This window comes from Streptomyces sp. MJM8645 (assembly GCF_001625365.1).
Classification (GTDB): Bacteria; Actinomycetota; Actinomycetes; order Streptomycetales; family Streptomycetaceae; genus Kitasatospora.
The window spans coordinates 68,165-93,465 of sequence record NZ_LJJF01000002.1 but is presented as its reverse complement, the minus strand read 5'-3'; the positions used below and the strand labels follow the sequence as shown (position 1 = coordinate 93,465).

Sequence of the window (25,301 nt, the reverse complement as noted above, 5' to 3'; positions counted from 1 at the left end):
CTGGCGCTGCGTCGGCATCCCGCAATGACCAGCAGCATCCGTAGCAGTTCCCTCGTACATGGCCTGGTGAAGTGGCGGGAAACCGCCCTCGACCTCGGCCGTACCCTCGACCTCGTCCGCAACCTCGACCGCGGCACTGACCTTGTCCGCGACGTCGGCCTCGTCCGCGCCCGCGCCCTGGACCTTGGCAGCGACCTCCACCGAGCCCGCGACTTCGTCCGCGGCCTCGACCGCGACCTCCACCGCGACCTTGGCAGCGACCGTGCCCTCGCCCGCGTCGGCGGCCTCGCCCGCGACCTCGACCTTGGCAGCGACCGAGTCCTCCGCCTCGTCCTCAACCTCGCCGGCGTCCTCGACTTTGTCCGCGACAGCGACAGCGACAGCGACAGCGACAGCGACAGCGACAGCGACATCGACCTCGTCCGTGCCCACGACCTCGTGCGCGACATCGACCTCGTCCACGAAACCGACCTCATCCGCGACATCGCTCTCGACCTCAACCTCGACCGTGCCCTAGCCAAGGGCCTAAACCTCCTCCACGACCTCGCCCACGATCGAGCCCTCCTCCACGACCTCGAGGGTGACCTCGAGCGCGCCCACGATTGCGCCCACGACATGAACCAGTCCCTTGAAGAGGAGGCGGGCCGCCTGCTGGGACTGCCGCAGGCGCGCGGGGTCAGTGCGGTGCTGGCCGAGGGCGTACTGGACGACTTCACCGCGGCTGACCTGAGCGGGGCAGATCTGGCGGGGGCCGATCTGAAGGGGGTGCGCTGGTCGGAGCGGGGCACACGCTGGCCGCCAGGGGACGAGGATCGGGTCCGACGCGCCTCGCGCCAGACTGCGCCGGGGTCAAACGTCTGGGTGGTAACGCGGGGGGCCGCGGCTGCGGACACGGTGCTCGTGTGAGCCGGTGGGAGGGAAGGAATGCGAAAGACTCACCAGGATGTACACCCGAGACAAGGCCCTTCACTTCGCCACCGTGGAACGCGGCTGGCGCCGGCAGGACGAGTACGGATACGGGCTGGAGTACACCCCAGACGAATATGACGACACCTCCGACCACGAACCGGTTGCCGACCCCATCGGCGATCCGATCGAGGATTTATTCGAGCGAGCGTGGAGAGAAGGCTGCCTGCCACGAAACAGTCCAGCCGCCCGCGCCTGGAAAGAACGAAGCTGGCAGGCGAAGAGCAGATGACTGCCTATCCGGCCCAACCGCCAGGACACGGCCGCGCCGAGACTAGCCACCCCAACGAGCACTACATCCTCGTCACCCCAACGAGCACTACATCCTCGTCACCCCGGACAGGGAGCTGAGCTTTGGCCTCGCTTAGCGGGCGTCGGCTTCGTCGATCAGGTACTGGAGCTCATCGAACACCTGGAGCACGACGACGACCAGGACGTGGTCGGCGACCATGAACTCCACCACGACACCGGGCGCGGCGTAGGCCTTCCGTAGGTGCTCGTCCGGGCCGATCGGCGCCGTCGCGGTCTTGTGGTACGGGTCACGGGCGAACGGGGGCCGCGCACTGGGCCGCCGTCGTGGAGATCGAGCGGCACCCGACCACCGCCCAGGCCTACCACCGGGCGAACTACCCCGCCAACCACGCCCCGACCATCGCCGAGCGTCGCGAGCACGCCACCACCGTCGCCGAGCTCTACCGCCCGCCTACGCGGCGGCGAACGCGTGACCTGGAGCTGGGATACCCCCCCCAGCGAGCAGCACGTCACCGCCGGAGCCCCAGCCGGCCTGCCCACCCGCCTCATGGACACTGGACGCGCTGACCAACCGGCCTGCACCCCGGCCAGCTGACCTGTCCGGTCCTGCGATCGGATTCGCCACCGCCCTGGCCCGTGCGGCGGCCGGAGCCTGTCAAGGCCCGGATTCTCGGGAAGGCGCTCGCCGCCGACGCTCGCAACCGAGGTGGTCCTGCGGAACTATCAGGACACAACGGAGGGACTCCGCCCGGCAATCCGGTCTGGATCCAGAACCCTGCCTCCGTCCCCCGCCACAGCACGGTAATCTGCGGCGAGGGACCGGAGTTGGGAGAGCGATGGCAGTGGAGACGCGGCCCGGCACCGTGATCGGCGGACGCTACACCTTGACCCGCCCGCTCGGTGCCGGCGGCTTCGGCCAGGTCTGGCAGGCGCACGATCCGGTGCTCGGGGTAGACGTCGCAGTCAAACAGGTGCGCCTCGACGGGGCGCTGCCCGACAAGGCACGCGCGGAACTGCTGGCCCGCGCCGCACGCGAGGCCCGGCACGCCGCCCGGCTGCGCGACCACCCACACATCGTCACCGTGTACGACGTCGTCGAGGTCGACGAAGGCCCGTGGCGCGTCCCCTGGATTGTCATGCAGTGGGTCGACGGGCACTCCCTCGCCGAGGAGTTGAAGCGCGACGGCCCGCTGGACCCGGAGCGGGCAGCCCGGGTCGCCGAGGCGCTGCTCGGCGCGTTGGACGCCGCGCACCGGGCCGGCGTCGTGCACCGCGACGTCAAGCCGGCCAACGTGCTGCTCGCTGCGGACGGTTCGGTCCTGCTCGCCGACTTCGGTATCGCCGTCGCGCAGACCGACCCCCGGCTCACCCCCACCACCCTCGTCATCGGCTCACCCGGCTACATGGCGCCGGAACGCTGGCAGGGAGCCGACAGCGACGGCCGCGCCGACCTCTTCTCGCTGGGCGTGACGCTGTACGAGGCGCTGGAGGGAGTCCTGCCATTCCGCCCTGAGAACCCCATCGCCGCGCTGACGGAGGAGCCGAGGCCGACGGAGCGAGCGGGAGCGCTGGCCCCGCTGCTCCTCGCCCTCCTGGAGAAGGACCCGGCCCGGCGCCCCACCGTGGACGCGGCACGGAAGCTACTGAGCCCACCGTCCCGCCCTCCCGAGCGGAAGACGAAATCCTGGGAGCAGGCCCCGCCGGGGGGGGTCCGTGACGGTCACCAACAAACAGGGTGGGATCGCGGCGACCTACTCGCGGGTTGCGTGGAAGATCGGAGGGAACACGGGCTTCGGGATCGGCGGGGTCCTCGCCGCCCTCACCTTCCCCAACCCGGTCCTGGAACTGGGGTCGCTGAAGCTCGTCGGCGACAACCGCCTGGGGAACACCGCGCTGGGGGCCGCAGTGCTCGGCGGCCTCCTCGGCATCGTCTGCTGGCTGGTCGGCCTGATCGCCGGAGCCCGCGCCAAGTCGGACGTGGTCACCCTTGACACGTACGGCCTCACCATCAGCAGCTGGCGGGGGAACCAGCAACCCCGCATCGCGGAGGACGGCACCCCCAAACCACGCGGACCAAAGACCTTCACCCTCCGGTGGAGCGCGCTGGAACGCATCGCCGTCGATCACCCGAAGGAGACGGAACCCGCTGCCATCGCCGTGTGGTTCCGTCCGGCCGACGAACCCTCCGCGGCCTGGCGCACCAAGCATGGTGCCGAGGGACGGGAGGGCGGCGGCCTCTGGGTCTACCGAGACGACGCCACTAGCCCGCGCACCGTCAACCCCGAGCGGCTCCGCGACGCCCTGAAGCGCTACGCGAGCGGGTTGTACGAAGACCCGCACGACATCCCCGACCCCTGACCCCCGACGTGGCGGCTGTTGTCTGGGGCCGCCCCGCCCCGCCCTGCTGCGCCAGGCCCGGCAGCCGAAGCCCGCTTCCGCGCGCGGCGCCACGTGGCCAGGGCAGGCCCGTTGACCTTCCGTCGACCGCTACCTCCAACCCACGGCGAGCGAGTACCAGCGGGAGTTGGCGACCCAGGCTCCTGACCCAGCTGGGGCCGGCTGGGAAACCCATAACTGCGCGCGATCGGGCGTCGTACGCACCCTGGTCGCAGGCACGGAACGAGAGTGAGGAGCCGCGACCCGTGGCCGAGATGAAGATGTACCTGGATGACGACCGGAGCTGGCGGGGCCGCACAATCAGTGTCCGGCCCGCCCGCTGGTACGCCTCGGTCAGACTGGAGCGCGACGGGTACGTCGATACCCTCACTGCGCGGGACGAGGACCCGTCGTTGGCCGCCGGTTTTGCCGAGGCTGCCGAGCGCTTCAACGATCAGGCGACGACACGGATCTGGTACGACGGTTACCCGGGCAGCTTCCTGTCGAGCACCGGTGCACGCGGTGTCACCCTGTATACGCCTTTCACGTATATGGAGAGCGCCCGTGAAGCGCTGCGGATGGCAGAACTCCACCACGACTACGCCGCGCTCCACAGCCTGAGCGACGAACTGGCCCTGCCCCTTGACGACTGGCTCAGGCCGGGCGAACGCGAGTTGGTGCGCGGCACCGACTTCTCTCCGCCACCCACCGTTTTCCTGAGCTTCCTGCGGGGCCAGGCCAGCCGTCGGGGCCTGCGTCTGAACGGCCGTGCCGAGGCGGGCAGCGTATGGGTGCGCCCGACCGTGCCCGCGCTGCAGAAGCGAATCCGCGAGGCCCTCCCTGAGCGGTACCCAGGTTGGGTGGACCAGTGGACCGGACACATCGATCCTGGCGGCACCATCTGGCGCCCCTGGGTGGGCGGCAGGGAGCAGGACCTCAGCCGGGGCGCCGTGCCGATCGGCTTCCATGATGCCCCGGTGCCGAGCATCGGTAGGTGTCCCTGCGGATTCAGCCTGGCAAGTGGCAGATCCGACACTGAACACCCTTCTCGCCATGCCCAGTGGGCGTTCGGCATCCGGGTACCGAAGAACCTTGAGTTTCCCCTTGCCCTGGCCGTCGTGACGGCTCAGTCACCGATCGCCTGGAGACGGTTGGCGGGCCGGACGGGGCGGCTGCCGCAGCGCGAGAGCGGCTACGACTTCAACTCCTGGTCACACGACATTGGCGAACCAGAGGAAACCCCAGAACGGTTTCGGGCGTACCTGCTGCAGGCTGACGAGCATGTCGTCGGCTACCTGGCCGCCCACGACACCGACCGACACCGCTGGTGGGACCTTGTGAAGGGTTCCGCCTACGACCAGCCGGACGGAACCCGGCGCCCGAGCATCGACATGATCTGGGTAGCCGACACCTACCGCAGGCACGGCGTCGGCGGAACCCTCCTCCAGGCTCTCGCCGACGACTCCGGATGCGAGATCACCGACGTTTCCTGGTCACACCCCGTCACCAAAGCCGGCCAGCACCTCGCTCGCCGAATCAGCCCCGGAGGCATCTGGGTCAGCTGAGGGCCGTCCCAAGGCCCTCGTTTGCGTCCGTGACGACATCCGCGTCGGAGCCGTCCCGCTCCACCACCCGCTCGCCGACGGCTACCGTCGAACCTGCGGCCCGACGCCACGGCGATCACTCTCACCGAGGAGGCCCACCGTCGGACCGGACAGCGGACGGCGGACGGACGTCAACAGACCGTCGTCCGAAACCGCACCTTCGAGTGGACCACCGGCGAGCAGCATGCCCAACGCCCCGGCGGCCACGGTCATGACCCGCGTGAAGACCACCCGATGTGCCCTGCGCGCCGCCGCCCCGCTGCTCGCCGTCCTGCTCCTGGCCTCCTGTGGAGCGAACACACCGCCGTCCCAGGACGCCCGACTCAAGAAGGCCGCTGGCGTCACCACCGTCTCGCTGATCATGCCGGGCGGGCTCTGGAAGAAGACCAAGCCCCCGTTCGGGGCGGTCAGCAACATGAAGCCCACCGGGCTCGATGGCGAGCGCGGCACCCGTGGCCTAGTCCGGGTAACCCTGTCGGGCACCGACGTGGTCGAGTACATGAAGCACCTCGACGGCCAAGCCCACCCCGGCAAGTTCGAGGAGGTGATGGACGAGCCGGAGAAGGAGGCAGCCGACCACGTCTACGACGCACTGGGCACGGTCCTGGACACCATCAAGCCCGCCACCAGCTCGACAGATCCCGCGTCCGAGGTCCTGATCGATGACACCCTGGCCACCATCGCCCCGGAGTGGGGGCGATCTGCATCGACCGCCTCGTCCAGACCGGCGAGACCACCGCGCTCACCGACCCGTTCCCCCTCGACATCAACCCCGCGAGGCTACGCCGGTAGTACGCGCGAGGTACCGAGACGGCCGGGCTCTTCCCATGAGGAGCCCGGCCGTCGATGTACGGAGCGAGAAAACGAGTTCAGGCCCCGGCCAGGAATATCTACGCGAGGTACCGTATTTCTATCCGGCTCGCGCAACATGATCCACGACCATTCGCGTATTGATGCAGAGCATTTCGAGGATCTGAAGAGCAGGCGCCTGACGGCCCTTTCCTAGATCGGCTTGCACCACGGCTTCCACCGAGAAATTGCCAGACACTCGAGCGATCCTCCCCTCGGTAATATTGCGAAGAAGCAGTGCGTCATCTATCCATTCCGGGGCAAATGCTTCCATTTTAGGCGGAACGGAGGCTGCGGCATCTTCTTCTGTTTCGAATTCGACCGTTGGCCGGTGGCTGGCAGACGCCGGATCCAGAGTCGGCTTCATCTGCAAGTGATGCTTGTCGCTGTTGTCGATGTCTCGAAGCAGCAGCAATAGGTCAGCATCTTCTTTTCCGCCCCTCTGAAAGGGCTGCACCTCTTCAATGGCAATCCGATACGACTCAGGCAGCGCTTCGATCCGCTTCTTGCCATCCACCCATTCCTTACTAGTGGCACAGATAGGGAATTGAACCCTCTTCAGCGCCCGACTCTCGGTGACTCCAGCCTGTCGCGCGATAGCGATAGAGAGATTGTCCAATGCCGCACGAAGCTGGTGAACAGCATCACCCCAATGAAGTCCCCAGTCGTCCAACGGTGGCTGCGCATGGACTCGAAGCCTTAGCTCCCAGCTAAGTCGATCCTCTGCAATAATCGCTGATGCATCAAAAGGGCAGGCACTTGACCAGGCCTGAATATTAGCCGCCAAGGCCTCGCCCAAATGTCCGGCACGCTGCACTCTTCTCAGCTGGTCGTCGAAATCCATTTCACCTTCCGCCCATGGGTTTGAAAGTTCAACCATAGCCGTAATGTAGACCCGCGTCGAGGGATTTGAGGCGTCGACTATCCTTGATCAACGCAGCCCCAATTCATGTGCAGGTCATCGGAGCGATCCACCCTAAAGACGAGATGATCGAAGCCGGTCAAGGCCTAGAAGCGATCCGCCGCGAGTGCGGGCCCGAGAACCAGTTCACCAAGCGCCACGCCCGCGGGACGACTTGGCCCTGTACAGAAACGGTCCCCGCTCGGCCCGGACCGCCTGCCGATGCCCCTCAGCGGTGCCGCGTGGCCAGGACCGCTCCACCACCCGCCCGCCGACCGCTACCGTCGAACCTGCGGCCCGCCGTCCCGGCGGCCGCCACCACCTAGGAGCCCCCGGTGACCACTCAGCCCGACCACCAGAGCCCGGCCCCGGCCAGGCCAGCCACCCTGCACGAGCTGCGCACCGCCCTCAGCAGGTACGGCCTGCCCGGCGACCGCGAGGCATTCGAGCAGGCCCTGGCCACCGCCCTCGGCTCCTCCCCGATCGGCGACCTCGCCGCCGTCGCCGAGGTCATCGCAACCTTCCGCCACTGCCTGACCCTGCGCACCAGCACCGAGGCGATGGACTCCCTCGCCGCGCCGATCGGCGGCCAGCAGCGGACCTTGGCCGCCGACGTGTTCGCCCGGCTCCGCGCCGCCGGCGGCAACCAGTGACCGACCAACCCAAACAGCAACCGCCGTCGACCGCACCGCCTTCTACGGAACCCGTCCCTATGCCCACCTCCGGGAAGAGTTTGAACACCGGCTGCAGTCCCTCCATGCCATCGGAGACATCCCCGACCCGAGGGACGCCCAGATCGAGCGGCTCAAGACAGAGGTCACCAAGCTCAAGGCCCGGCTCGCCCGAGCGGACAGCACTGTCGAGGAGCTCACGGACTTCCGCACTCAGGCCCTCGCCCGGCTCGCCGCCCAGCGTGAAGAGATTGTCCACCTGCGAACGACCGCCACAGCGGCGAGCCGTGTGACTCGGCTTCCCCTCGCCCGCAGCACCTCGATCGGATCGTGCAGCTGACTCACGGGACGCAACCGACCCATCTCAGGCGGTCGGGAAAGAAGTGGCCTCCTGGGGTGCACAGAAAGTAGTTTGTCCCCGCCCTGCACGCTGCCCATGAGGAGTTCTCATGTTCGAAAACATCCAGAGCCTTTCTCCGGAGCGTGCCGCACGACTTGCCTACCTGGTCGAGCAATGTGGGCCGTTGCTGGACAAGGACGAGGGCATGGAACATGTCCAGCGGCTGCTGCGGAACCTCGGGGCCGGGGTCATGGACTCGATCGTTGTTACCCGGGAACTGCTGGGAGTCGGCCTCGGGGAAGCAAAGGAGATTGTGCTGTCGAGTGCCGCGCGGACCACCGAGCTCCGGACGCATCAGCAACTCGTTGACGTGGCGGAGTGAGCGAAGGACGTTGCCGACGGCCTCCTGCAGCTGTCCCAGACCCAAGGGACCACCAGGATCGTCGCCATCGATGGCACTGGAGGATCAGGCAGGACGACGTTGGCTACCGTGGTGGCCGGACACCTCGACGGCGCCGTCATAGTCCACGTCGACGACTTCTACCGTCCGATGCCCGACCGCGAGCGGGAGCTGCTCGACGCGGAACAGGGCTACCACCGCTACTTCGACTGGGAACGTCTCCGGGACCAGGTCCTGATCCCGCTGCGGGACGACCAGGCCGCCCGCTACCAGCTTTACGACTGGACCACCGGACAACTCGGGGCCTGGCGCGAGATCGCTTCTGGAGCCGTGGTGATCGTCGAAGGGGGCTACTCCACCCGCCCGGAGCTGGCCCACTACTACCACTTCACAGCCTACGTCGACACCCCGCGAGGCGTCTGCCTACAGCGCGTGCAAGCACGCGGCGAGAACCCCGAGGAGTGGATCAGGCGTTGGCGCGCCGCCGAGGACTACTACCTGAACACCACATGGCCCCAGACCAGAGCCAAACTCCTCGTCAGGGGCTACTGAAGCAGGAAGAGCACATGATCACCGACGCGACCCGAAGTGCCGCGGGTCTGACCTCCTGTCACCCGCAAGTATGGTCTCCGTCACGCGAGAACGCCCGCAATGCAACACAGCACATCGTCAGTGCGGCAAACGCCGGCTCCGAGACTCGCCAGCTCCATACCAACACGGAGTGATCCGCACACGGCCTCTGCGGACACAAGACACAGTTGCGCTATGTCGTTGCTGCAGGCCGGCGTCGACACCACGGTCATCGCGCTCTGGCTCGGCCACGCCGGCGTCCGCTCCACCGACGCCTACGTCCACGCCGACATGACCATCAAGGAGAAGGCCCTGGCCCTGACCGCACCGGTCACCACCCGGCCGGGCCGATATCAGCCCACCGACAAGGTCCTCGCCTTCCTCGACCGCCTGTGACCCGTCTTCAGCGATTCACTCCCGGCCCGAAATTGCCGAGCCCGTGGCTCCGTAGGTCAGAAGGAAGAGCAGATGTTGATGGATCTCAGCAGCGGTCCCGGCTCTGAGAGGCTGGAAACGTTGATGAGAAGTAGCAGCACCTGAGGTCACCGGCGCTGTCAGGTGGCGTCTGGAAGTAGGTCGTCATCTGAGTCGGCGCTTCCACCAAGGCTCGAAGGCAGGTGCGAAGGGATCTTGCAGTGTCCGCGCCAGGAAGTGGTCATCCAGAGGCGCGACCGTTGTGAGGAGTTCGCGACGCGCCTTTCGTCGCATGGATGCGGCCGCCCCTTCCAGGAGCGTTCGGGCGTGCATGTCTCTCCAGTGAGTGGTCCCATGTCCACGGTTGGATCCATGGTCTGGCCACTCATGAAGCGCCAAGGCCCATGCCCGGAAGGCATGGGCGACAGACCCAGGGGGCAGCCGGTGTCGCGCCTCGAACTGCGCGATCTGTCGATTTGTCGCAGCGGACAAGCCCGTGATGACTTGCCTGGTGCCGGCTGCCCTGCGCGAGGACTGTTCGGCCCTGATCTCGCCCGGTGAACGGCGAGGCATAAAGACTTCCAGATGGTCAGAAAACTAGTGTCCTGACGATAGGCCGTTGTCTCCGAGGGCCGCAAGAGGATTCTTTGTGACAGTGGTGACGCCCGTGAGTCCGGTCAGCCGGCGGCCGCCTGTTCGGCTTGGGCGCGGGTGGTGGCGAGTCGGTAGGAGTCGGTGCTGGTCTCGATGATGTTGCCGCCGAAGGTGAGGCGGTCGACGATGGCCGCGCAGAGGCGGGGGTCGGTGAAGGTCTTGGTCCAGCTGCCGAAGGACTCGTTGGAGGCGATGGCGATGCTGTTCTTCTCCTCGCGTTCGGTCAGGACCTGGAAGAGCAGTTCGGCGCCGCGTCGGTCGAGTTCGATGTAGCCGAGTTCGTCCAGCTATGCCGATATCCGCATAGCTGGACCTATGCCGAGACCGCGGCTATGCCGAAGATTGCCACGCCACGCCCTCGTTCGCGTGAAACCGGGCCGTCGGATCTCTGCATAGTGCCGAGGGTGGGCAGCACCTGACCGCGAGGCAGGGCGCCTTGCGGGAAGGGGGTCCCGATGGCGGGGACACGCAGGAAGGCCGGTGCTCTCGCACCGCATGTCGAGGGGTACAGGTCCTGGCTGACGGCTCGGGGATACACCACGTTGACCATCCGGAACATGCTCAAGGATCTGGGCAAGGTCGGGGTGTGGCTGTCCAGCCTGGGGCTTGAGATCGGCGATCTGGGCGAGGCGACCGTGGAGCGGTTCCTGAACGACCAGCGGCATGCAGGCCGCCGGCGACTCCCGGGACCGCGCGGGATGCGGCCCCTGCTCGCCTATCTGCGTGAGGCTGGGCTTGTCTCGCCGGCCAGGGCCGAAGTGTCGCCCTTGGATGGTGTGTTGGAGGAGTTCCGCGACTGGATGACCGGCGAGCGCGGGCTGTCGCCGACCACCGTCCTGCGTTACGCGAACACCGCCCGCCGCTTCCTGGCCGAGCAGGCCATGCCGGGCGGGGTGTTCTCCCCAGCCGGGTTGAGCGGCGCGGACCTGAACGCGTTCCTGCTGCGGGAGTGCGCGCGGGTCTCGGCCGGCTCGGCGAAGGGGAAGGTCGCCGAACTGCGTTCGCTGATGCGGTTCCTGCACCTGCGGGGGCTGATCCCGATGAAGCTCGGCGCGTCCGTGCCGCCGGTCGGCGGCTGGCGCCTGGCGGCGGTCCCGCCGACGATGTCCGCGGCCGATGTCCAGCGGCTCCTGGACTGTTGTCCGCGCGCGGGCGGTGTCGGTGTCCGCGACTACGCCATCCTGACGCTGCTGGCCCGACTGGGCCTGCGCTCGGTCGAGGTGTCGCGGCTGCGACTGGAGGACGTGGACTGGCGCTCGGGGGAGATCGCGATCCGCGGCAAGGGGCGCCGGGAGGACCGGCTGCCCCTGCCGGTCGATGTCGGCGAGTCCCTGGTCGCCTACCTGTCCGAAGCCCGTCCCCAGGTCGACACCCGTCGCCTGTTCGTCACGGACCGGGCGCCGCGCGGACCGATCCGCGCCGACCTGGTGGGCGACGTGGTGGAACGGGCCTGCAAGCGGGCCGGGCTGCCGACAGTCGGCCCGCACCGGCTCCGGCACGCCCTGGCCGGGGAGATGCTGCGGCAGGGCTCCGGGCTGACGGCGATCAGCCAGGTCCTGCGCCACCAGGACCTGGCCACGACCGCGCTCTACGCGAAGGTCGACTTCACCGCGCTCCGCGCGGTCGCCCGCCCCTGGCCCGGGACGGAGGCGGCATGACCGGACTGCGTCACGCACTCGACGACTACCTGCGGCTCCGTCGGTCGCTGGGGCACAAGCTGGCTGAGGCGGCTTGGCTGCTGCCGGACTTCGTCGCCTTCCTGGACGAACGCGGGCAGAGCACGGTGACCGTCACCGCCGCGCTGGCCTGGGTCCGGGCGCGGGAAGGCGAGGCGGTGACAACCGTGAGCGCGCGGCGGATCACCGCGGTCCGCGGCTTCGCCCGCTATCTCAGTGGCATCGACCCGGCAACCGAGATCCCGCCGCTGGGCCTGCTGCCGCACCGGCAGCGCTGGCGGCAGCCGTTCATCTACTCCGACGCCGACGTCACCGCGGTGATGGGACAGGCCGACAGGCTCGGCCCGCCCTTGCGCTCGGCCACCTACCGCACCCTGGTCGGGTTGCTCGCCGCCACCGGCATGAGGGTCGGAGAGGCCATCAAGCTCGACCACGACGACATCGACTGGACCGAAGGTGTGCTGCGGATCCGGGAGACCAAGTTCGGCAAATCCCGACTCGTTCCCCTGGACGCCAGCGGCGTCGACGCGCTCCGCCACTACGACGCCCTCCGCGACCAGGACGCGCCGCGTCCCGCGGACCCGTCGTTCTTCGTCTCGCGCACCCGGAAGCGCCTGATCTACGCCGTCGTCGCCCCCACGTTCCGACAGATGGTGACCGGTGCCGGCGTCGGGACCTACGCCCCCAACCCGCCTCGGCTGCACGACCTCCGCCACACCTTCGCCGTCCGCACCCTGCTGGCCTGGTATCGCGACGGCGCCGACGTCCAGGCGAGGATCCCGTCCCTTTCCACCTACCTCGGGCACCGGGAACCGTCCTCGACCTACTGGTACCTGTCAGCGGCACCGGAACTGTTGACCCTGGCGGCGGACCGCCGCGAAGGCATCGGAAAGGCAGCACGGACATGACCTCGATCGCCCCCACCCTCCAGTCGTTCTTCACCGACCGGCTGGTCCGCCAGCGCCAGGTGAGCCCGCGTACCGTCGCCGCCTACCGCGACGCGCTCCGCCTCCTCCTCGGGTTCGTCCACCAACGCACGGGCACCGCCCCGGAGAGACTGGACTGGACCGACCTGGACGCCGACGCCGTCTCCGCCTTCCTCAACTACCTGGAGGACGAACGCGGCAACAACGCCCGCACCCGCAACGTCCGACTGACCGCGATCCGCTCCCTCTTCTCCTACGCCGCCCTGCAGCACCCCGAACACGCCCTCCTGATCCAGCGCGTCCTGGACATCCCGCCCAAACGGTACGACAAGAGGAACGTCACCTTCCTGACGGCAGCAGAGGTCGACGCCCTGCTCGCGGCACCGGACCCTCGTCGCTGGGAGGGACGACGGGACAAGGCGATGCTGGCCCTGGCCGTCCAGACCGGCTTGCGCGTCTCCGAACTCACCGGCCTGGACTGCGACGACGTCACGCTCGGCGAGGGCGCGTCCGTCCGCTGCGAGGGCAAGGGCCGCAAGCACCGCGCCGTCCCCCTGGACCGCAGCGTTCAGGACCTGCTGCGGGCCTGGCTCGGTGAACGCTCCGGCAAGCGCGGCGAACCGCTGTTCTGCACCCGGACCGGACGGCGCCTCACCCGCGACGCCGTCGCCCAGCGCCTGGCCATCCATGTCCAGGCTGCCGCCGAAGCCTGCCCGACCCTCCTCGACAAGCGCGTCCACCCCCACGTCCTACGCCACAGTTGCGCGATGTCCCTGCTCCAGGCCGGTGTCGACACCACAGTGATCGCGCTCTGGCTCGGCCACGCCGGCGTCCGCTCCACCGACGCCTACGTCCACGCCGACATGACCATCAAGGAGAAGGCACTCTCCCTGACCGCACCGGTCACCGCCCGCCCCGGCCGCTACCAGCCCACCGACAAGGTCCTCGCGTTCCTCGACCGCCTGTGAGCCGTGAGCCGAGCCGGCAGTGACAGTCCGCTTCGATAGCCTGCGGCGGTGGCCGATGATTCGTTGAAGTTCCTGATCGATGCCGATCACGGGCAATTCTATGTCCAAGACCTTGAGCCCTATGACGCGTGGATGGCTGAACACGCAACAGACCCGGACCTCCCGCCAGCCGGCTGGACCGAGGAAGCAGTCCACATCCACCGCATCGGGGTGGAACCGCACTCCATCTCCGTCGGCACCGCGCGGGACGACATGGTCGAATCGCTGATCAGCATCCACACGTCCGCGCCAATGATCGAGCCGACGGCTGAGCACATCGTGGAGGCGGACCTGGCTGCCCCGACTGGCCAACTCGCCGTCTCCAGCCCAGGAGTCCACCCGGAAGACGGGCCAAGCATCACCGTCCCCGCAGGGCTGTTGCGAGTCCGGGTCTCCTACATCCCCTCCGACCCACCGGCCGGCGACACCAACGGCGGCCCCGGCGATCACTTTCTCTACCAGATCGACCTCTGGCCCACCGACCAGACGCGCGAGCTCGACGTCCTCAAGCAGGGACCGACCCCCTGGGCCGGATAGACCCTACCCGCCGTCGACTATGCCGAGCAGAACAGCCGTCACGCTGCCCACGATCATGCTCGCCCACATCTTTCTCGGCATAGTTGCGGTCTCGGCATAGGTCGATGCAGAGGAGGTCGACGCGGCCGTAGCGGGCGATGGTCTTGGCGAGCTGCTTCTCGTCGGCAGCCTCGACCAGCTCGTTGACCAGCTTGGTGGCCAGGACGTACTTGACCCGGAAGCCGGCCATCGCGGCCTCGGTGCCGAGCGCGATCAGCAGGTGGGACTTGCCGGTGCCGGAGTCGCCGATGAGGCAGAGCGGCAGGTTCTTCTTGATCCATTCGCAGGTGGCGAGCGTGTGGACCATCGCGGGGTCGATGTTGGGGTTGGCGTCGAAGTCGAACTTGCGCAGGGACTTGTCGCGCGGGAAGCCGGCCGTCTTGATACGGCGCTCGGAGCGGTGCCGGGCCCGGTCGTCGCACTCGGACATCAGGAGCTCGGCGAGGAAGCCGAGGTAGGACATCTGCTCGCGCGAGGCGGTCTCAGCGAGTTCGGGGAACTGGGCTCGGATGGTGGGAAGCCGCAGCATCCGGCATGCCTGGTCGATGGCCGCGTTGGCGGCCTGCTCGGTGAGTCCTCGCTGGCGGGGGAAGATCATAGTGCTCTCCTGCAAGTGGTGGTCGGGCGGTCCGGCCGGCGGTGTCGCAACAGCTGGTCGTAGTGGGCCACCGAGGGCAGCGGCCTGGTGTCGGGCGGCAGGTGGGCCAGGCGCCGCACGGTCAGGGACGTCACCCTCGCGAGGCCAGCCGCGGGCGGCTCCGGCTCAGCCGGGTCCGCGGTGTCGGCCTCGGCTGCCTTGCGGGCCTCCAGTGCAACCGCGTCGGCGGTCAGGGCGCCGGCCCGCAGGGCGGCCGCGAGGCCGGCGACCAGGTGCTCGTGGGGCAGGTGCCGGCTCAGCAGCAGGACTTCGATCAGGGCCCGGGTGCCGTCGCGCTCGCCGTGGGCCTTGCGGGCCGCCGCCCACCAGGCGTCGTGGACTGGGGTGAACCTGCCGGCGGGGCGTGCCTGGTCGAGTGCGGTCGCCCCGGGCAGTGCGCCGGGCTTGCGGACCAGCGCCTCCAGGTAGTGGTCGAGGTCGAGGCGGGTGTTGCCCTTGGCGATCAGCCGCTCGTGCCGGGCGACCTCTTCGCGTCCGTCGTAGACCACCAGTTCGGAGGCGTGCAGGATCACGTGAACGGTCCGGCCGATCAATCGCACCGGCACCGAGTAGCGGTTCGTGCGGACGCTGACCTGGCTGTAGCGGTCGACCCGCAGCGTGAACAGCCGACCCGTCTCGAACGGTTCGTCAGGCAGCGGCGCCAGCAGGGATTGCTCGGCGACGAAGTACTCGCCGATGGTGCGCGGACGGGAGCGGATCCGGCGGGCATCGTCCTGCTCGTCCCACCGGTCGATCATCGCGTTCAGCTCCGCGAGTGTGGCGACCTCGGAGACGGGGACGAGGTGGTTGCGGCGGAACCAGCCGATCTGCCCTTCGACGCCGCCCTTCTCGCGGGCGCCGCCGATTCCGGGCTGGCAGTAGAGGACGTCGAGGCCGTAGTGCGAGCGGAACGCGGTCCACCGCTCGGCCTCCACTTGCTGGCGGGAGAAGCCCAGCACCCGGGCGACCGCGGCCCTAAGGTTGTCGTAGCGGACCCTGCCGGTCGGCACCCCGCCCAGCACGTTGAGAGCGTGGACGTGGCCCTCGAAGAACGCCTCCTGCCCGGCCGAGGCGAAGATGCGGTGCACCGACTTGCCTGAGAAGGACAGCCGGAACGCGAACAGGTAGCAGGTCACCAGCTCGCCGGCCAGACGCACCGTCACGTCACCGAAGTCGACCTCTGCCTCCGCACCCGGTTTGTGGGTCTGCGGGACGAACGCGTCCACCGCCCCGCGGCCCGCCTGGAGCCGGATCTTCCCGCGGCGCTCGGCCACGTATCCGCGGACCATCCGGTACGAGATCTCGTCCGCGCCATGCTCGTCCACCAGCCGGTCGAAGATCCGCTTCACCGTGTGGCGCTGCTCTCGCGGAGCGTCCAGATCCGCCCGCAACATCTGGTCGATCAACGGCTTGAACGAATCCAGACGAGTCTGCCGAGGCGCCACCTTCTTTCGCGGCTCGGGCCAGGCCGACGACAGTGCCTTCTGCACCGTCAGGAACCCGACCCCGTACTTCCGCTGCAACGCGCGGCCAGACAGGCCCGAGCGGGCATTACGGCGGATCGCCGCGTACAGATCGACCTTGGACTTCAGCAGCACCCGGGACCCCTTGTCTTGCAGAGCACAACCATGGTCCCGAGGCAAGCACCTGGGTGCTCTCAAAACTCAGCGACATCAATCTTCCGTGGCACGGGATGCTCTCGCCGCTGAGCAACAAGCGCTCTCAGTTCTCACTACAAAGCCAAGCTGCCGGTCCGCCGATCCGGCAGCTTTCGGGACGTCATCGTCGACGGCTTGCCGGGCCGCAGGCCGCCCCAGGCGGCGATGCTGTTCTGATGCCGACTGCGGCATCAGAACACGATCTGCGAGGCGACCGTGCCGGCCGCGTTGTGCATTGCGGCCGTCCTGGCACGCCGTGCGCAGCAGTACCCGGGGTGTTGCGTACTGCTGCTGGAATGGCTGGCCGGCGTCGCGCACGACGTCGACGAGGCCTGCCCGGCCTCGGCGGCGAACAGCGCGACCACCTGCTCGCCGACCGCGAGGCCTTCGCCACGGTCCGGGACCTCACCGAAGGAATCCTGCGCCGACACCTGCCGCGGCCCCGCCCGGCACTGTCCCGACCGTCCGCACGTGCGCGACGGCGGCCGCCACCCGCGGCAGCCTTCACCAAGCCGCCCAGGCCCTCGGCATTGAGGAAGACTGACCGCGACGACCACATCGGCCCGCGCTTCGGTCACCGCCCGGCGCATGCTCCGGCGATCAGGGCCCTATTACCATCACGCGGCATCGACGACGGGGTCGTCGATGTTTTGGCGAGGATTCTCTACGCAGGCCCGGACGCTTCGTCCGGGCCTTCTGCTTGGCCCTGCCGGCCAGGACCAGACCGCTATCACCTGCCGACCCCGCCGAGGACGGGGAACTGCGCTACCACCGCAGCTCCCCGGATCCCCGAACGGGCTAAGGAACCTCAGTGCGCGTTGGTGTAGATATAGCGGCCGGTGTCCCAGTTGTAGACGGCGAGCTTGATGGTCTTGCCCGCGTCGGAGCGCCCGTAGTCGGTGGCTCCCCACCAGCCGTTGCCCTCGTTGATCGTGGCGGGCGTGCCGGACCAGTCCCACCCGCTGCCGTTCCACGTCAGGGTCCACAGGTTCTGGCCCTGGTGGGTGGTGTTGAGGAACGCGTCGACGTACTCGTGCCCGTCGTTTCCCCAGTACACGTTCATCTGCGCGTACACCCCGGTGGCGCCGACGGCGTCGCACCAGTGGTAGTTGGCGGTCGCGCAGTCGACCGGGGAGTTGAGCTGCTGCGGCGCGGCGGAGGCCGGCGCGGCGAAGACGACGGTGGCGCCGATGAGCGCCGTGCTCGACGCGAGCGCGGCCAGCGCGGTACGGATCTTGACGAGTGGCATCGCTGTCTCCTGTTGGTGTGGAGAACGGAAGGGACTGCGCGGCGCTCCGAGAGCCGTAGGGGCCCGGATGCCGTTGCGCTTCACGGGAGCGGCGAACGCGGCCCGTACGGGCGGTGGTGTCGCCGAGGCACGCTTGTGCCGGCGTCAGGGCCGGCCGTTGTTGCTCTCCGGCTCTGGCATGGTTCGAGTTTTCACGGCCGCTCGGTTGTTGCGCAGCCCTCTTCGCCGCTCGAAACAAAGTGCCGTTCCGCAGCTCGGAAGGACCGCTGGAACGAGACAGGCTGATGAGAAGCCATTGCAGCGGCTTTCCCCGGCCCGTAGGTTGACGCGGTCCGGTGGTGTCGCCGAGTGGGGGGAGGACGCCGATGGGTCGCCAGGAGGGCCCGCTGGATCCGGCGGCAGGGCCGGTCCAGCGCTTCGCGTTCGAGTTGCGCGAGCTGCGCCGGGAAGCGGGGGACATCACCTACCGGGCGATGGCCGGTCGTACCCGCTATTCGGTCGCGACGTTGTCGCGGGCGGCCGGCGGGCAACAGCTCCCGTCGCTGCCGGTGGCGTTGGCCTACGTGGAGGCCTGTGGCGGGGACCCCGTGGAGTGGGAGCGGCGTTGGCACGCCGCGGTGCGGGACGCGGCCGCCGAGGACGGTGACGACGCCGATGCGCCGTACCGGGGCCTTGCCCGCTTCGAACCCGGTGACCGGGAGCGGTTCTTCGGCCGGGACCGGCTCGTCGCCGACCTGCTGGCCCTGGTGGACTCCCATCGCTTGGTCGCTGTCGTGGGCGCCTCGGGCAGCGGCAAGTCCTCCTTGCTCCGCGCCGGACTGATTCCGGCGCTCCGCGACCGGGGCGCGACGGGCCCGGGCCCGGCCGCCATCCGGATCCTCACCCCGGGCCCGCGGCCCGCCTCCGACCATGCCGCGCTGATGGCGTTCGGGAACAGCACGGGCGACACGGTACTGGTAGTGGACCAGTTCGAGGAGGCGTTCACGCTGTGCACCGAACCGGCGGAACGCGCAGCCTTCCTCGACCTGCTACTGGCGGCGTGTGAGCCGGACAGCCGATTACGGGTGGTCATGTCGGTGCGGGCGGACTTCTTCGGCCGGTGCGCGGACCACCACGGCCTGGCCGTGGCCCTGCGGGAGGCCACGCTGCTGGTCGGGCCGATGGGCCCGGCCGAGCTCCGGGAGGCGATCGTCAAGCCGGCCGCCGGCGCGGGCCTGATCGTCGAACGGGCCCTCACCTCAAGGATCATCGAGGAGGTCGACGGCGCGCCCGGCGGACTCCCGCTGCTGTCCCACGCCCTGCTGGAGACCTGGCGCAACCGCAAGGGCAGGGCACTGACAGAGGCCGCCTACGAAGCCGCCGGCGGAGTGCACGGCGCCATCGCCCGAACCGCGGAGCGGGCCTACAACCGCCTGACGCCGCAACAGGCCGTCATCGCCCGACGCATCCTGCTGCGACTGGTCACTCCGGGCGACGGCGCGCAGGACACCGGCCGCCCCGCCAACCGCTCCGAGCTGGAGTCCCTGGGAGCGGTCGGCGGAGACGCCGGTACCGCGTCGGTGCTGGAGGGCTTGGCCCGCGCTCGGCTGGTCACCCTGGACGGCGACACGGTGCGCCTGGCCCACGAGGCACTGATCAACTGCTGGCCCCGGCTGAACGCGTGGGTCGAAGACGCCCGCGACAGGCTGCGCCACCACCTGCGCCTCACCGAAGCCGCCAAGTCCTGGGAGGACCTGGGCCATGACCCCGGAGCGCTCTACCGGGGCACCCGCCTGGCAGCGGCCGAAGCTGCCTTCGCAGCCGGCGAGCACCGGGACGATCTCACCCCGCTGGAGCTCGAGTTCCTCACCGCCGGTCTCACCGCCCGCGACCAGGAGCACCGGGAGACCACGCGCTCCACCCGACGGCTGCGTACCCTGCTCGCCGCCCTGTCCGCCCTGGTCGTGCTGGTGCTGCTGGCCGGGGTGATCGCGTGGCAGCAGAACCGGACCGGCGAACGCCGCCGCACGGAGGCCGCCGCCCGCCGGGCCGCCGCAGTCGCGGACGGCATGCGTTCCTCCGACCCGGTCACGGCGATGCGGCTGAGTGTCGCCTCATGGAAGGTCGCCGACCTTCCCGAGTCACGGTCCGCGCTGCTCGGCGCCGAAATCCAGCCGGACCAGGACGTCTTCATCGATCCCCCACCCGGCAAGGCCGCCCCGCAGATGCACGTCCTCAGCGGCGACGGGCGCACGCTGGTCGGTATCGGCCGGGACCGGGTCGTGAAGTGGGACGTCGACACGCATCGGCAGGCTGCCTCGCTCCCCGGCATGGGGGACGAAGCCGATGACGTGACGGACATGAGCGCTGACGCCCTGGCGCTCGCGGTGTTCGGGCACGATCATGTGAACGTGTGGGACCTGCCAGCGGATGGTACGAGCGAAGTCCCGGCAACACGCCAGCTGTTTGATTCCAACCCTCACTTCACTGCGGCCCGGTTCGGTCCTAGTGGGCGGACCCTGCTCCTCTACGCCACCGACGGCCCGGACGACCTGATCCAGGTACGGGATCTCCGCAGTCGCCGGGTACTGCTCGAACGGCGGACACGAAGCAGCGAACACCGCCGGGTCAGCCACGACGAATGGCGCCGAATCCCGGGCCTCAGACAGCAACAGATGTGGCGGGAGGACCGCAGGGATCACTACCCGTACCCCGATGCGTCAGTCAGCCCTGACGACGGCCTGATGGCGCTGTGCGTTCCCGGGGAGCCGATTCGAGTGTGGAACGTGCCCGAGCAGCGTGAAATCCCTGCCCCCTGGGCTCCAACCGTCACCGCGCAACAGTGCCTCAACCAAGCTGTCCGGTTCACGCCGGACAGCCATCGGCTGGCAGTCACCGAAAGTCAGGGAGTCCGGATCTGGGACATCGCCTCGGGAACGGAACTTCCCCGGATCGAGCATGCCGACCTCACAGAAGTGGCGTTCAGCCCGGACGGAACATTCATGCTGGCGTCGGACGGCGCAGAGTTGCTGCTGTGGCGCCTTGACACGCCGTCGGCCCCGGTCTTCCGGCATCCGCTGGCCAACACCGACGCCAGCCAGTTCAGACTGGATCTGGACGAGCGCAGGATCCGCTACCTGGAGGGCTCGACCGGAGCAGAGGTCCGCACCATCGACATCACGAACGTCCTCGACCCCACATGGGAAAGCCAGTCAGCCACGGCCGCCGCGTTCAGCCCCGACGGCAACACGCTCGCCACGGTCCTGGCGTCCCCGGGCGACCACACGTACCGCTTCCGGCTGCGGGACCTACACGGTGGAGGACACGTCGTCGACTTGCCCGGCATGTCCTGCCCGTCGCGTCCCGAGGGCATACAGACTCCCCTCTCGTGCACCGTCCTCATGGCGTTCCGTCCCGACGGGCGAGCCTTCGCCTACGGCGTCGTCGACCACACACGGCCCGATCCAGCACCGAGCGTGTCCATCTGGGACATCTCCACCAGCCGCACGACCGCGACTCTGGACCTCGTGGACCTCACACAGCCCGCAGCGGACACCGTCAACGCGATCGCCTTCACGCCGGATGGAAGATCGCTCCTGGCGTCACGGCTGCCGCAGACAGAGTCGGTGGAAGTCTGGGACGTATCCCGTCGGACCAAGACGTCCGTGGTCTCCGGCGTCGGCGGAGACCAGCTCGCCGTCCGACCAGACGGACAGCTCGTCGTCACCTCGCACAACCAGCTCGCCGACCTGCCGTCCGGCCGGGTGATCCCTCGTACGCTCACCCAGAACACGACCCACACCGTGGCGTTCAGCCCGGACGGCACGTACCTGGCAACCGGCGATGAAGCCGGCCGCGTCACACTCTGGGACGGCGCAGCCCAGCGAAACCTGGGCGCGCTGCCCGGCACCTTCAGACCCAACGCCGCAGGAACGCCCGACCTCATCTCCGCACTGGCCTTCTCCCACGACGGCCGCACCCTGGCCGCCGCGGGCACCGACGGAACCCTGCGGATGTGGGACCTCGCATCCCACCAACCACTCGGCCCCGCCCTCCCGGCGCCAGGAGGCGCCGCCCTGTCCCTGGCCTTCAGCCCCGACGACCGCACACTACGCACAGCGACCGAGCACGTGCCCATGTACGAGTTCACGATCGCCCCGGACCAGGAAGCCGCCGACCTCTGCAAACGAGCCGGAGGCGGACTGCCGCAAGCCGACTGGGAAACGTACCTCCGTGAGGTGCCTTACCGGAAGGTCTGCTGACCCCGACGGCTTCACCGTCGACGAGCGATGGACGCCCCGTACTGGTCCTCGGTGGACACCGTCGGTGACCTGGTGGTGAGCGGGCCAGGCTGCGGTAGTCCCGGCTCGCTCACCACCACGGCAGACGATCCGGCGCTTTGCTGTGTCTTCGTCAGTGGCTCCACACGGCGAGGCCGTCCAGCCGGACGCCGCCGCGTGCACCCCGGTGCTGCTCCCGGCGACGACCGGCGCGTCCTACCAGTGGTGCTGACGTCCCGTGCCCATGTCGCAGCCAGTCTGACTCGGGTTCCTCTGCCTGTTCCGACCAGGCGGGAGCTGGTGGGTGGCCAGCTCGGCGTGGTGCTGAGTCCTGGTGTACGGGGAAGGCCCGCCCCGGGTCGAGGGGCGGGCCTGAACGGCTTGCCGAAGCCGCACTTGCCGCACGGGTGGAGGGACTTGAACCCCCAGCCTGCCATTTTGGAGACGGCTGCTCTGGCCAGTTGAGCTACACCCGTAATGCCCGGCCGGACTCGCACCGGCGACCACCGCCTTGCAGGACGGCGCTCTGGCTACTGAGCTACGGGCTGGCGGCCTCCCGGCCGCAGGTCCGATCCTGCCCTACGGAACGGCCGTCGGTCACCAGGTTTTCGAGCGCACCCGTAACCGCGGCCCTCACCCTGTGCGTACGGCCCCGCCTTGCCACCCGTTACGGTTTTTGCCCCCGAGCTCTCTGGGTGCGGTGAGAAGTGGAGGCACTTGACCCGGCCGCGCCGCGCCGGCTGCGTGTCGCCAGCGGCTTCTGTGAGGATAGCCCTCGGCGAGAGGCAGGCAGGGGGCTGCTGCGGGCGGTGAGAGCGGGGGGAAGCTTCGTGGGGATCAGTGAAGTCGACGCAGCGACGGACGAGCTGTTCGCGGGGGCGCTGGCCGAGGTCGGTGCGGATGTCGATGACGAGCGGGGCCTGCCCTTCCTGGTCGCGCTGCACAACCGTCCGGCCCGGGCAGTCTTTGACCGTGCGGCGCACCTGCTGAGCTGCGACGGTGCCGTGGAACGGGAGCTGGGGGGCACGGGTCCTGCGCGAGCTGGGCCCGTACGATGCCGATGGCCGCCGGCCGTTCACCACGGAGACCATCGATGTCGTCCTGGCCGAGATGGGTGACGAGCCCGACGCAGGAGTCCTGGGGTGGATGATCTCCGCGCTCGGCTACCACTGCGCCCGTCAGGCCCAGGACCTGGTACTGGGTCACCAGACTCACCCGGCGCAGCCGGTACGTTTCTCGGTCGCCGCCGCGCTGCCCGACCTGGCCGATCCCGAGCACACGGAGCAGCGAGTTGTGGAGGCCTCCTGCACCTGGCGGAGGACGACAACGACTCCGTGTGCTGGTACGGGCTGTGCGCACTGTTCAACGAGACGGCCGGAGTCGCCGACGGGCGCAGGAGACTGTGGGCCACGCACCTGGTCCGGCAGGCCCACGCGCAACGCCGCGAAGAGCTGTCCCACATCGCCACGACACTGGCCGACGACGCCGATGCCGCCCTGTGCGATGGCTGGCCCAACATCCCAGGTTCCACATGCACTTCACCCCGACCGGATCCTCGTGGATCAACCAGGTGGAACGCTGGTTCGGTTTCCTCACCGACCAGATGATCCGCCGCGGAGCCCACAGGAACGTCCAGGCCCTCGAGCGAGACATCCGCATCTGGGTCAAGAACTGGAACGAAGACCCCACACCGTTCACTTGGACCAAGACCGCCGACGAGATCCTCGAATCCCTCGCCCGATTCTGCCGACGGATCTCCGGCGCAGGACACTAGAACAACCCACGCACCCGGCCCCGGTCCCGAGCCGGCACCCGCTCGGCCCTGCCACCGGATCTGGCGCCAGCTGCTCCGGCGCGGGGCGCCGGCCCAGGACACAGCGGACCCACCCCGGATGCCGTGCGGGCGCGGGCCATCAGGCCCGCGCCCGCAGGCGCTCAGCACCCGGCGTTCTGCCCCTCATGCAGCGGACAGGCCGGACGGTCGGAACCGCATTGATCGGAGTGGCCTCACTCTGGGAGGATGTCGTCCATGACGAACCAACGAAAGGCCTATGGCGCGTAGACAGCCAGGCCAGGTGCGTGCCAAGTTGTCGCGCAGGCTCCGCCCGGAACACGGTAGGAAGATCGTTTCTGGGGTCTCGGCGCGTACACAGAGCGAGATTGCCACGTTCGAGGATTCACATTTGTGGCCAGGGGCCATCGCCGACGCGATGGCTCGGTGGGTCGGCACCGTTCACGGGCCCGCCCGTAGGCTGACAGATCCACAGGTCCGTGGCTGCGGAGTTGAAGCGTGCTGTCCCACTGACGCCCATCCCCGAGAGATGCTGGAGCAGGCCCTGTGCGGGCTGCCGACAGGTGCGTCGCGGGAGCTCCGGCGGCTGGTACATCCGCTTGACGAGGTCTACCGGTCCCGCACGATCGTGGACTCCTATGGCGATCCTTCTCAGCCATGGTGGATGCGGAGATGCTGACCCTCGGACAGGGGGATGCCTCGTAAGCGCCCCTCCGCCGTCCGGCCGGAGTCCGGATCATGCCTGCGGTGCGACACCAGGCAGGACTGTTGCGAACGGTTTGACGCAGTGCTGTGCGTGGTGTGCGACGAATGGCGTGAAGGCGTCTGCAGTGATCCTGATTGCGCGTATTGCCGACGACGGCCCGAACGACCGAGCCTTGCCTGGGAACACGCCCATGCAGAAGCCGTCTTGAGTCGGGCGGTCCGGCTGGCCAACCGTCGATCGCTCTGGTCCCGGCGGAGGGACCCGGTCACCTGATGGGTGATCGGATCCCTCCGCCGGGGTGTTGCTGGGCTACTTCCGACGAGTGGGTCGAGGAGTTGGGCGTCGAGATCGGCGACGCGGCGATCCTGGAAGCGGAGGTTGGAGCGGGCGGCTTTGAGTCGTTCGTCGAGGGTCCGGTTGTCGGCGGTCGGCTGGCGGACCCTTCCGGGCACCTCCGTACCGCGAACTAACCTTTCACGAAGAGGAGTTCGGACATCTCGCCGACCGGCAGGTGCCACCGGGTACGCCGGTTCATGGCCTCCAGCTCGTGCAGCAGCTCGGGCACCCGGACGGTCAGCGCCGGGCAGCCCGCCCTCCGTGCGCAGTACGCCGGCACCGAGCCCCGCAGCCGGCGGCGCAGCGGTCCGCCGCTCTGGCCGAGGACCAGCAGGTCCGCCGGCCTGGTGCGTCGCCCTCCACCCAACCGCCGGGCCCGCCGCGGCCCGCCCGTCCTTGACGCCTTCCTGACGCCCGGGGCCGCCTTCCCAACGCACTCCGTACGCGCGCTCCCCGCGGAGCGGTCGTCCAAGGTCTCTGCC

21 protein-coding genes, 2 tRNA genes and 2 pseudogenes are annotated in these 25,301 nt (G+C 68.9%); 16 read left to right on the top strand and 9 right to left on the bottom strand.

Going from position 1 to position 25,301, the window contains the following annotated elements; all coding sequences use genetic code 11:
• Positions 1 to 24: 24 nt before the first annotated feature.
• The 6 genes from A6F73_RS41780 to A6F73_RS41770 all read left to right on the top strand — a co-directional run bounded on the left by A6F73_RS41780 (position 25) and on the right by A6F73_RS41770 (position 6,204).
• Entirely contained in the window at positions 25 to 906 is an 882-nt protein-coding gene (locus A6F73_RS41780; RefSeq protein WP_159398614.1) for a pentapeptide repeat-containing protein, read from the top strand.
• Positions 907 to 943: 37 nt separating this feature from the next.
• Positions 944 to 1,198: a hypothetical protein gene (locus A6F73_RS41775; protein WP_159398613.1), complete on the top strand. Its 255-nt coding sequence runs from the start codon at positions 944 to 946 to the stop codon at positions 1,196 to 1,198.
• An 856-nt stretch (positions 1,199 to 2,054) separates the two neighbouring features.
• Complete coding sequence (locus A6F73_RS39740; RefSeq protein WP_079136420.1) at positions 2,055 to 3,209, top strand: serine/threonine-protein kinase; 1,155 nt, start codon at positions 2,055 to 2,057, stop codon at positions 3,207 to 3,209.
• Positions 3,124 to 3,576 carry a hypothetical protein gene (locus A6F73_RS31400; protein WP_079136419.1) on the top strand — a complete coding sequence of 151 codons (453 nt, stop codon included), beginning with the start codon at positions 3,124 to 3,126 and terminating at the stop codon, positions 3,574 to 3,576. The genes A6F73_RS39740 and A6F73_RS31400 overlap by 86 nt, the downstream gene beginning before the upstream one ends.
• A gap of 293 nt (positions 3,577 to 3,869) precedes the next feature.
• Positions 3,870 to 5,159: a GNAT family N-acetyltransferase gene (locus A6F73_RS31395; protein ID WP_244293842.1), complete on the top strand. Its 1,290-nt coding sequence runs from the start codon at positions 3,870 to 3,872 to the stop codon at positions 5,157 to 5,159.
• A 223-nt stretch (positions 5,160 to 5,382) separates the two neighbouring features.
• A complete protein-coding gene (locus A6F73_RS41770; RefSeq protein WP_159398612.1) occupies positions 5,383 to 6,204 on the top strand; it encodes a hypothetical protein in 822 nt (273 codons plus the stop codon).
• Here the strand turns inward: A6F73_RS41770 and A6F73_RS41765 are convergent.
• On the bottom strand, positions 6,109 to 6,927 hold the full coding sequence (locus A6F73_RS41765) for a hypothetical protein (protein WP_159398611.1): 819 nt from the start codon (positions 6,925 to 6,927) through the stop codon (positions 6,109 to 6,111). The two genes, A6F73_RS41770 and A6F73_RS41765, sit on opposite strands and share 96 nt — an antisense overlap.
• 356 nt (positions 6,928 to 7,283) lie before the next feature.
• Here A6F73_RS41765 and A6F73_RS31385 point away from each other — a divergent pair, with 356 nt between their 5' ends.
• From A6F73_RS31385 to A6F73_RS44195, 4 genes are all read left to right on the top strand, one after another.
• Positions 7,284 to 7,601, top strand: coding sequence for a hypothetical protein (locus tag A6F73_RS31385; protein ID WP_063351768.1), 318 nt, complete (start codon positions 7,284 to 7,286; stop codon positions 7,599 to 7,601).
• Between the two features lie 467 nt (positions 7,602 to 8,068).
• Complete coding sequence (locus A6F73_RS31380; RefSeq protein ID WP_063351767.1) at positions 8,069 to 8,341, top strand: hypothetical protein; 273 nt, start codon at positions 8,069 to 8,071, stop codon at positions 8,339 to 8,341.
• Positions 8,342 to 8,365: 24 nt separating this feature from the next.
• Positions 8,366 to 8,911 carry a uridine kinase gene (locus tag A6F73_RS31375; RefSeq protein ID WP_107453114.1) on the top strand — a complete coding sequence of 182 codons (546 nt, stop codon included), beginning with the start codon at positions 8,366 to 8,368 and terminating at the stop codon, positions 8,909 to 8,911.
• Between the two features lie 99 nt (positions 8,912 to 9,010).
• A complete protein-coding gene (locus A6F73_RS44195) occupies positions 9,011 to 9,325 on the top strand; it encodes a tyrosine-type recombinase/integrase (protein WP_079136417.1) in 315 nt (104 codons plus the stop codon).
• Positions 9,326 to 10,020: 695 nt separating this feature from the next.
• Here the strand turns inward: A6F73_RS44195 and A6F73_RS39725 are convergent.
• A pseudogene (locus A6F73_RS39725) lies at positions 10,021 to 10,284 on the bottom strand (ATP-binding protein); the annotation flags it as partial.
• Between the two features lie 270 nt (positions 10,285 to 10,554).
• Between A6F73_RS39725 and A6F73_RS31360 the strand changes: the two are divergent.
• From A6F73_RS31360 to A6F73_RS31345, 4 genes are read left to right on the top strand one after another with little or no spacing between them, the layout of a single operon-like run.
• The gene (locus A6F73_RS31360; protein WP_208869221.1) at positions 10,555 to 11,655 is read left to right on the top strand and encodes a site-specific integrase; all 1,101 of its coding nucleotides are present in this window, start codon (positions 10,555 to 10,557) and stop codon (positions 11,653 to 11,655) included.
• Positions 11,652 to 12,581 carry a tyrosine-type recombinase/integrase gene (locus tag A6F73_RS31355; protein ID WP_063351762.1) on the top strand — a complete coding sequence of 310 codons (930 nt, stop codon included), beginning with the start codon at positions 11,652 to 11,654 and terminating at the stop codon, positions 12,579 to 12,581. The genes A6F73_RS31360 and A6F73_RS31355 overlap by 4 nt, the downstream gene beginning before the upstream one ends.
• Positions 12,578 to 13,567: a tyrosine-type recombinase/integrase gene (locus A6F73_RS31350; protein ID WP_063351761.1), complete on the top strand. Its 990-nt coding sequence runs from the start codon at positions 12,578 to 12,580 to the stop codon at positions 13,565 to 13,567. The genes A6F73_RS31355 and A6F73_RS31350 overlap by 4 nt, the downstream gene beginning before the upstream one ends.
• Positions 13,568 to 13,615: 48 nt before the next feature.
• Complete coding sequence (locus A6F73_RS31345) at positions 13,616 to 14,143, top strand: hypothetical protein (protein WP_208869220.1); 528 nt, start codon at positions 13,616 to 13,618, stop codon at positions 14,141 to 14,143.
• Here A6F73_RS31345 and A6F73_RS31340 read toward each other — a convergent pair.
• The 4 genes from A6F73_RS31340 to A6F73_RS31325 all read right to left on the bottom strand — a co-directional run bounded on the left by A6F73_RS31340 (position 14,112) and on the right by A6F73_RS31325 (position 17,726).
• Positions 14,112 to 14,780, bottom strand: coding sequence for an ATP-binding protein (locus tag A6F73_RS31340; protein WP_079136416.1), 669 nt, complete (start codon positions 14,778 to 14,780; stop codon positions 14,112 to 14,114). The two genes, A6F73_RS31345 and A6F73_RS31340, sit on opposite strands and share 32 nt — an antisense overlap.
• On the bottom strand, positions 14,777 to 16,411 hold the full coding sequence (gene istA, locus A6F73_RS31335; RefSeq protein WP_107453172.1) for an IS21 family transposase: 1,635 nt from the start codon (positions 16,409 to 16,411) through the stop codon (positions 14,777 to 14,779). The genes A6F73_RS31340 and istA overlap by 4 nt, the downstream gene beginning before the upstream one ends.
• A 257-nt stretch (positions 16,412 to 16,668) precedes the next feature.
• Positions 16,669 to 16,908, bottom strand: a complete 240-nt coding sequence (locus A6F73_RS31330; RefSeq protein ID WP_063351759.1) for a hypothetical protein — start codon at positions 16,906 to 16,908, stop codon at positions 16,669 to 16,671.
• A gap of 377 nt (positions 16,909 to 17,285) precedes the next feature.
• A complete protein-coding gene (locus tag A6F73_RS31325; protein WP_063351758.1) occupies positions 17,286 to 17,726 on the bottom strand; it encodes a hypothetical protein in 441 nt (146 codons plus the stop codon).
• A gap of 365 nt (positions 17,727 to 18,091) precedes the next feature.
• On the opposite strand from A6F73_RS31325, the gene A6F73_RS31320 reads away from it, so the two are divergent.
• Positions 18,092 to 21,967: a helix-turn-helix domain-containing protein gene (locus tag A6F73_RS31320; protein WP_063351757.1), complete on the top strand. Its 3,876-nt coding sequence runs from the start codon at positions 18,092 to 18,094 to the stop codon at positions 21,965 to 21,967.
• A gap of 420 nt (positions 21,968 to 22,387) precedes the next feature.
• Here the strand turns inward: A6F73_RS31320 and A6F73_RS31315 are convergent.
• Together A6F73_RS31315 and A6F73_RS31310 are read right to left on the bottom strand one after the other, a co-directional pair.
• A tRNA-Trp gene (locus A6F73_RS31315) sits at positions 22,388 to 22,461 on the bottom strand.
• A tRNA-OTHER gene (locus tag A6F73_RS31310) sits at positions 22,461 to 22,533 on the bottom strand. The genes A6F73_RS31315 and A6F73_RS31310 overlap by 1 nt, the downstream gene beginning before the upstream one ends.
• Before the next feature lie 956 nt (positions 22,534 to 23,489).
• Here A6F73_RS31310 and A6F73_RS31305 point away from each other — a divergent pair.
• Positions 23,490 to 23,759, top strand: a pseudogene (locus tag A6F73_RS31305) (IS630 family transposase); the annotation flags it as partial.
• 1,190 nt (positions 23,760 to 24,949) lie between these two features.
• Here the strand turns inward: A6F73_RS31305 and A6F73_RS41760 are convergent.
• On the bottom strand, positions 24,950 to 25,186 hold the full coding sequence (locus A6F73_RS41760) for a universal stress protein (RefSeq protein ID WP_063351754.1): 237 nt from the start codon (positions 25,184 to 25,186) through the stop codon (positions 24,950 to 24,952).
• Between the last annotated feature and the right edge of the window lie 115 nt (positions 25,187 to 25,301).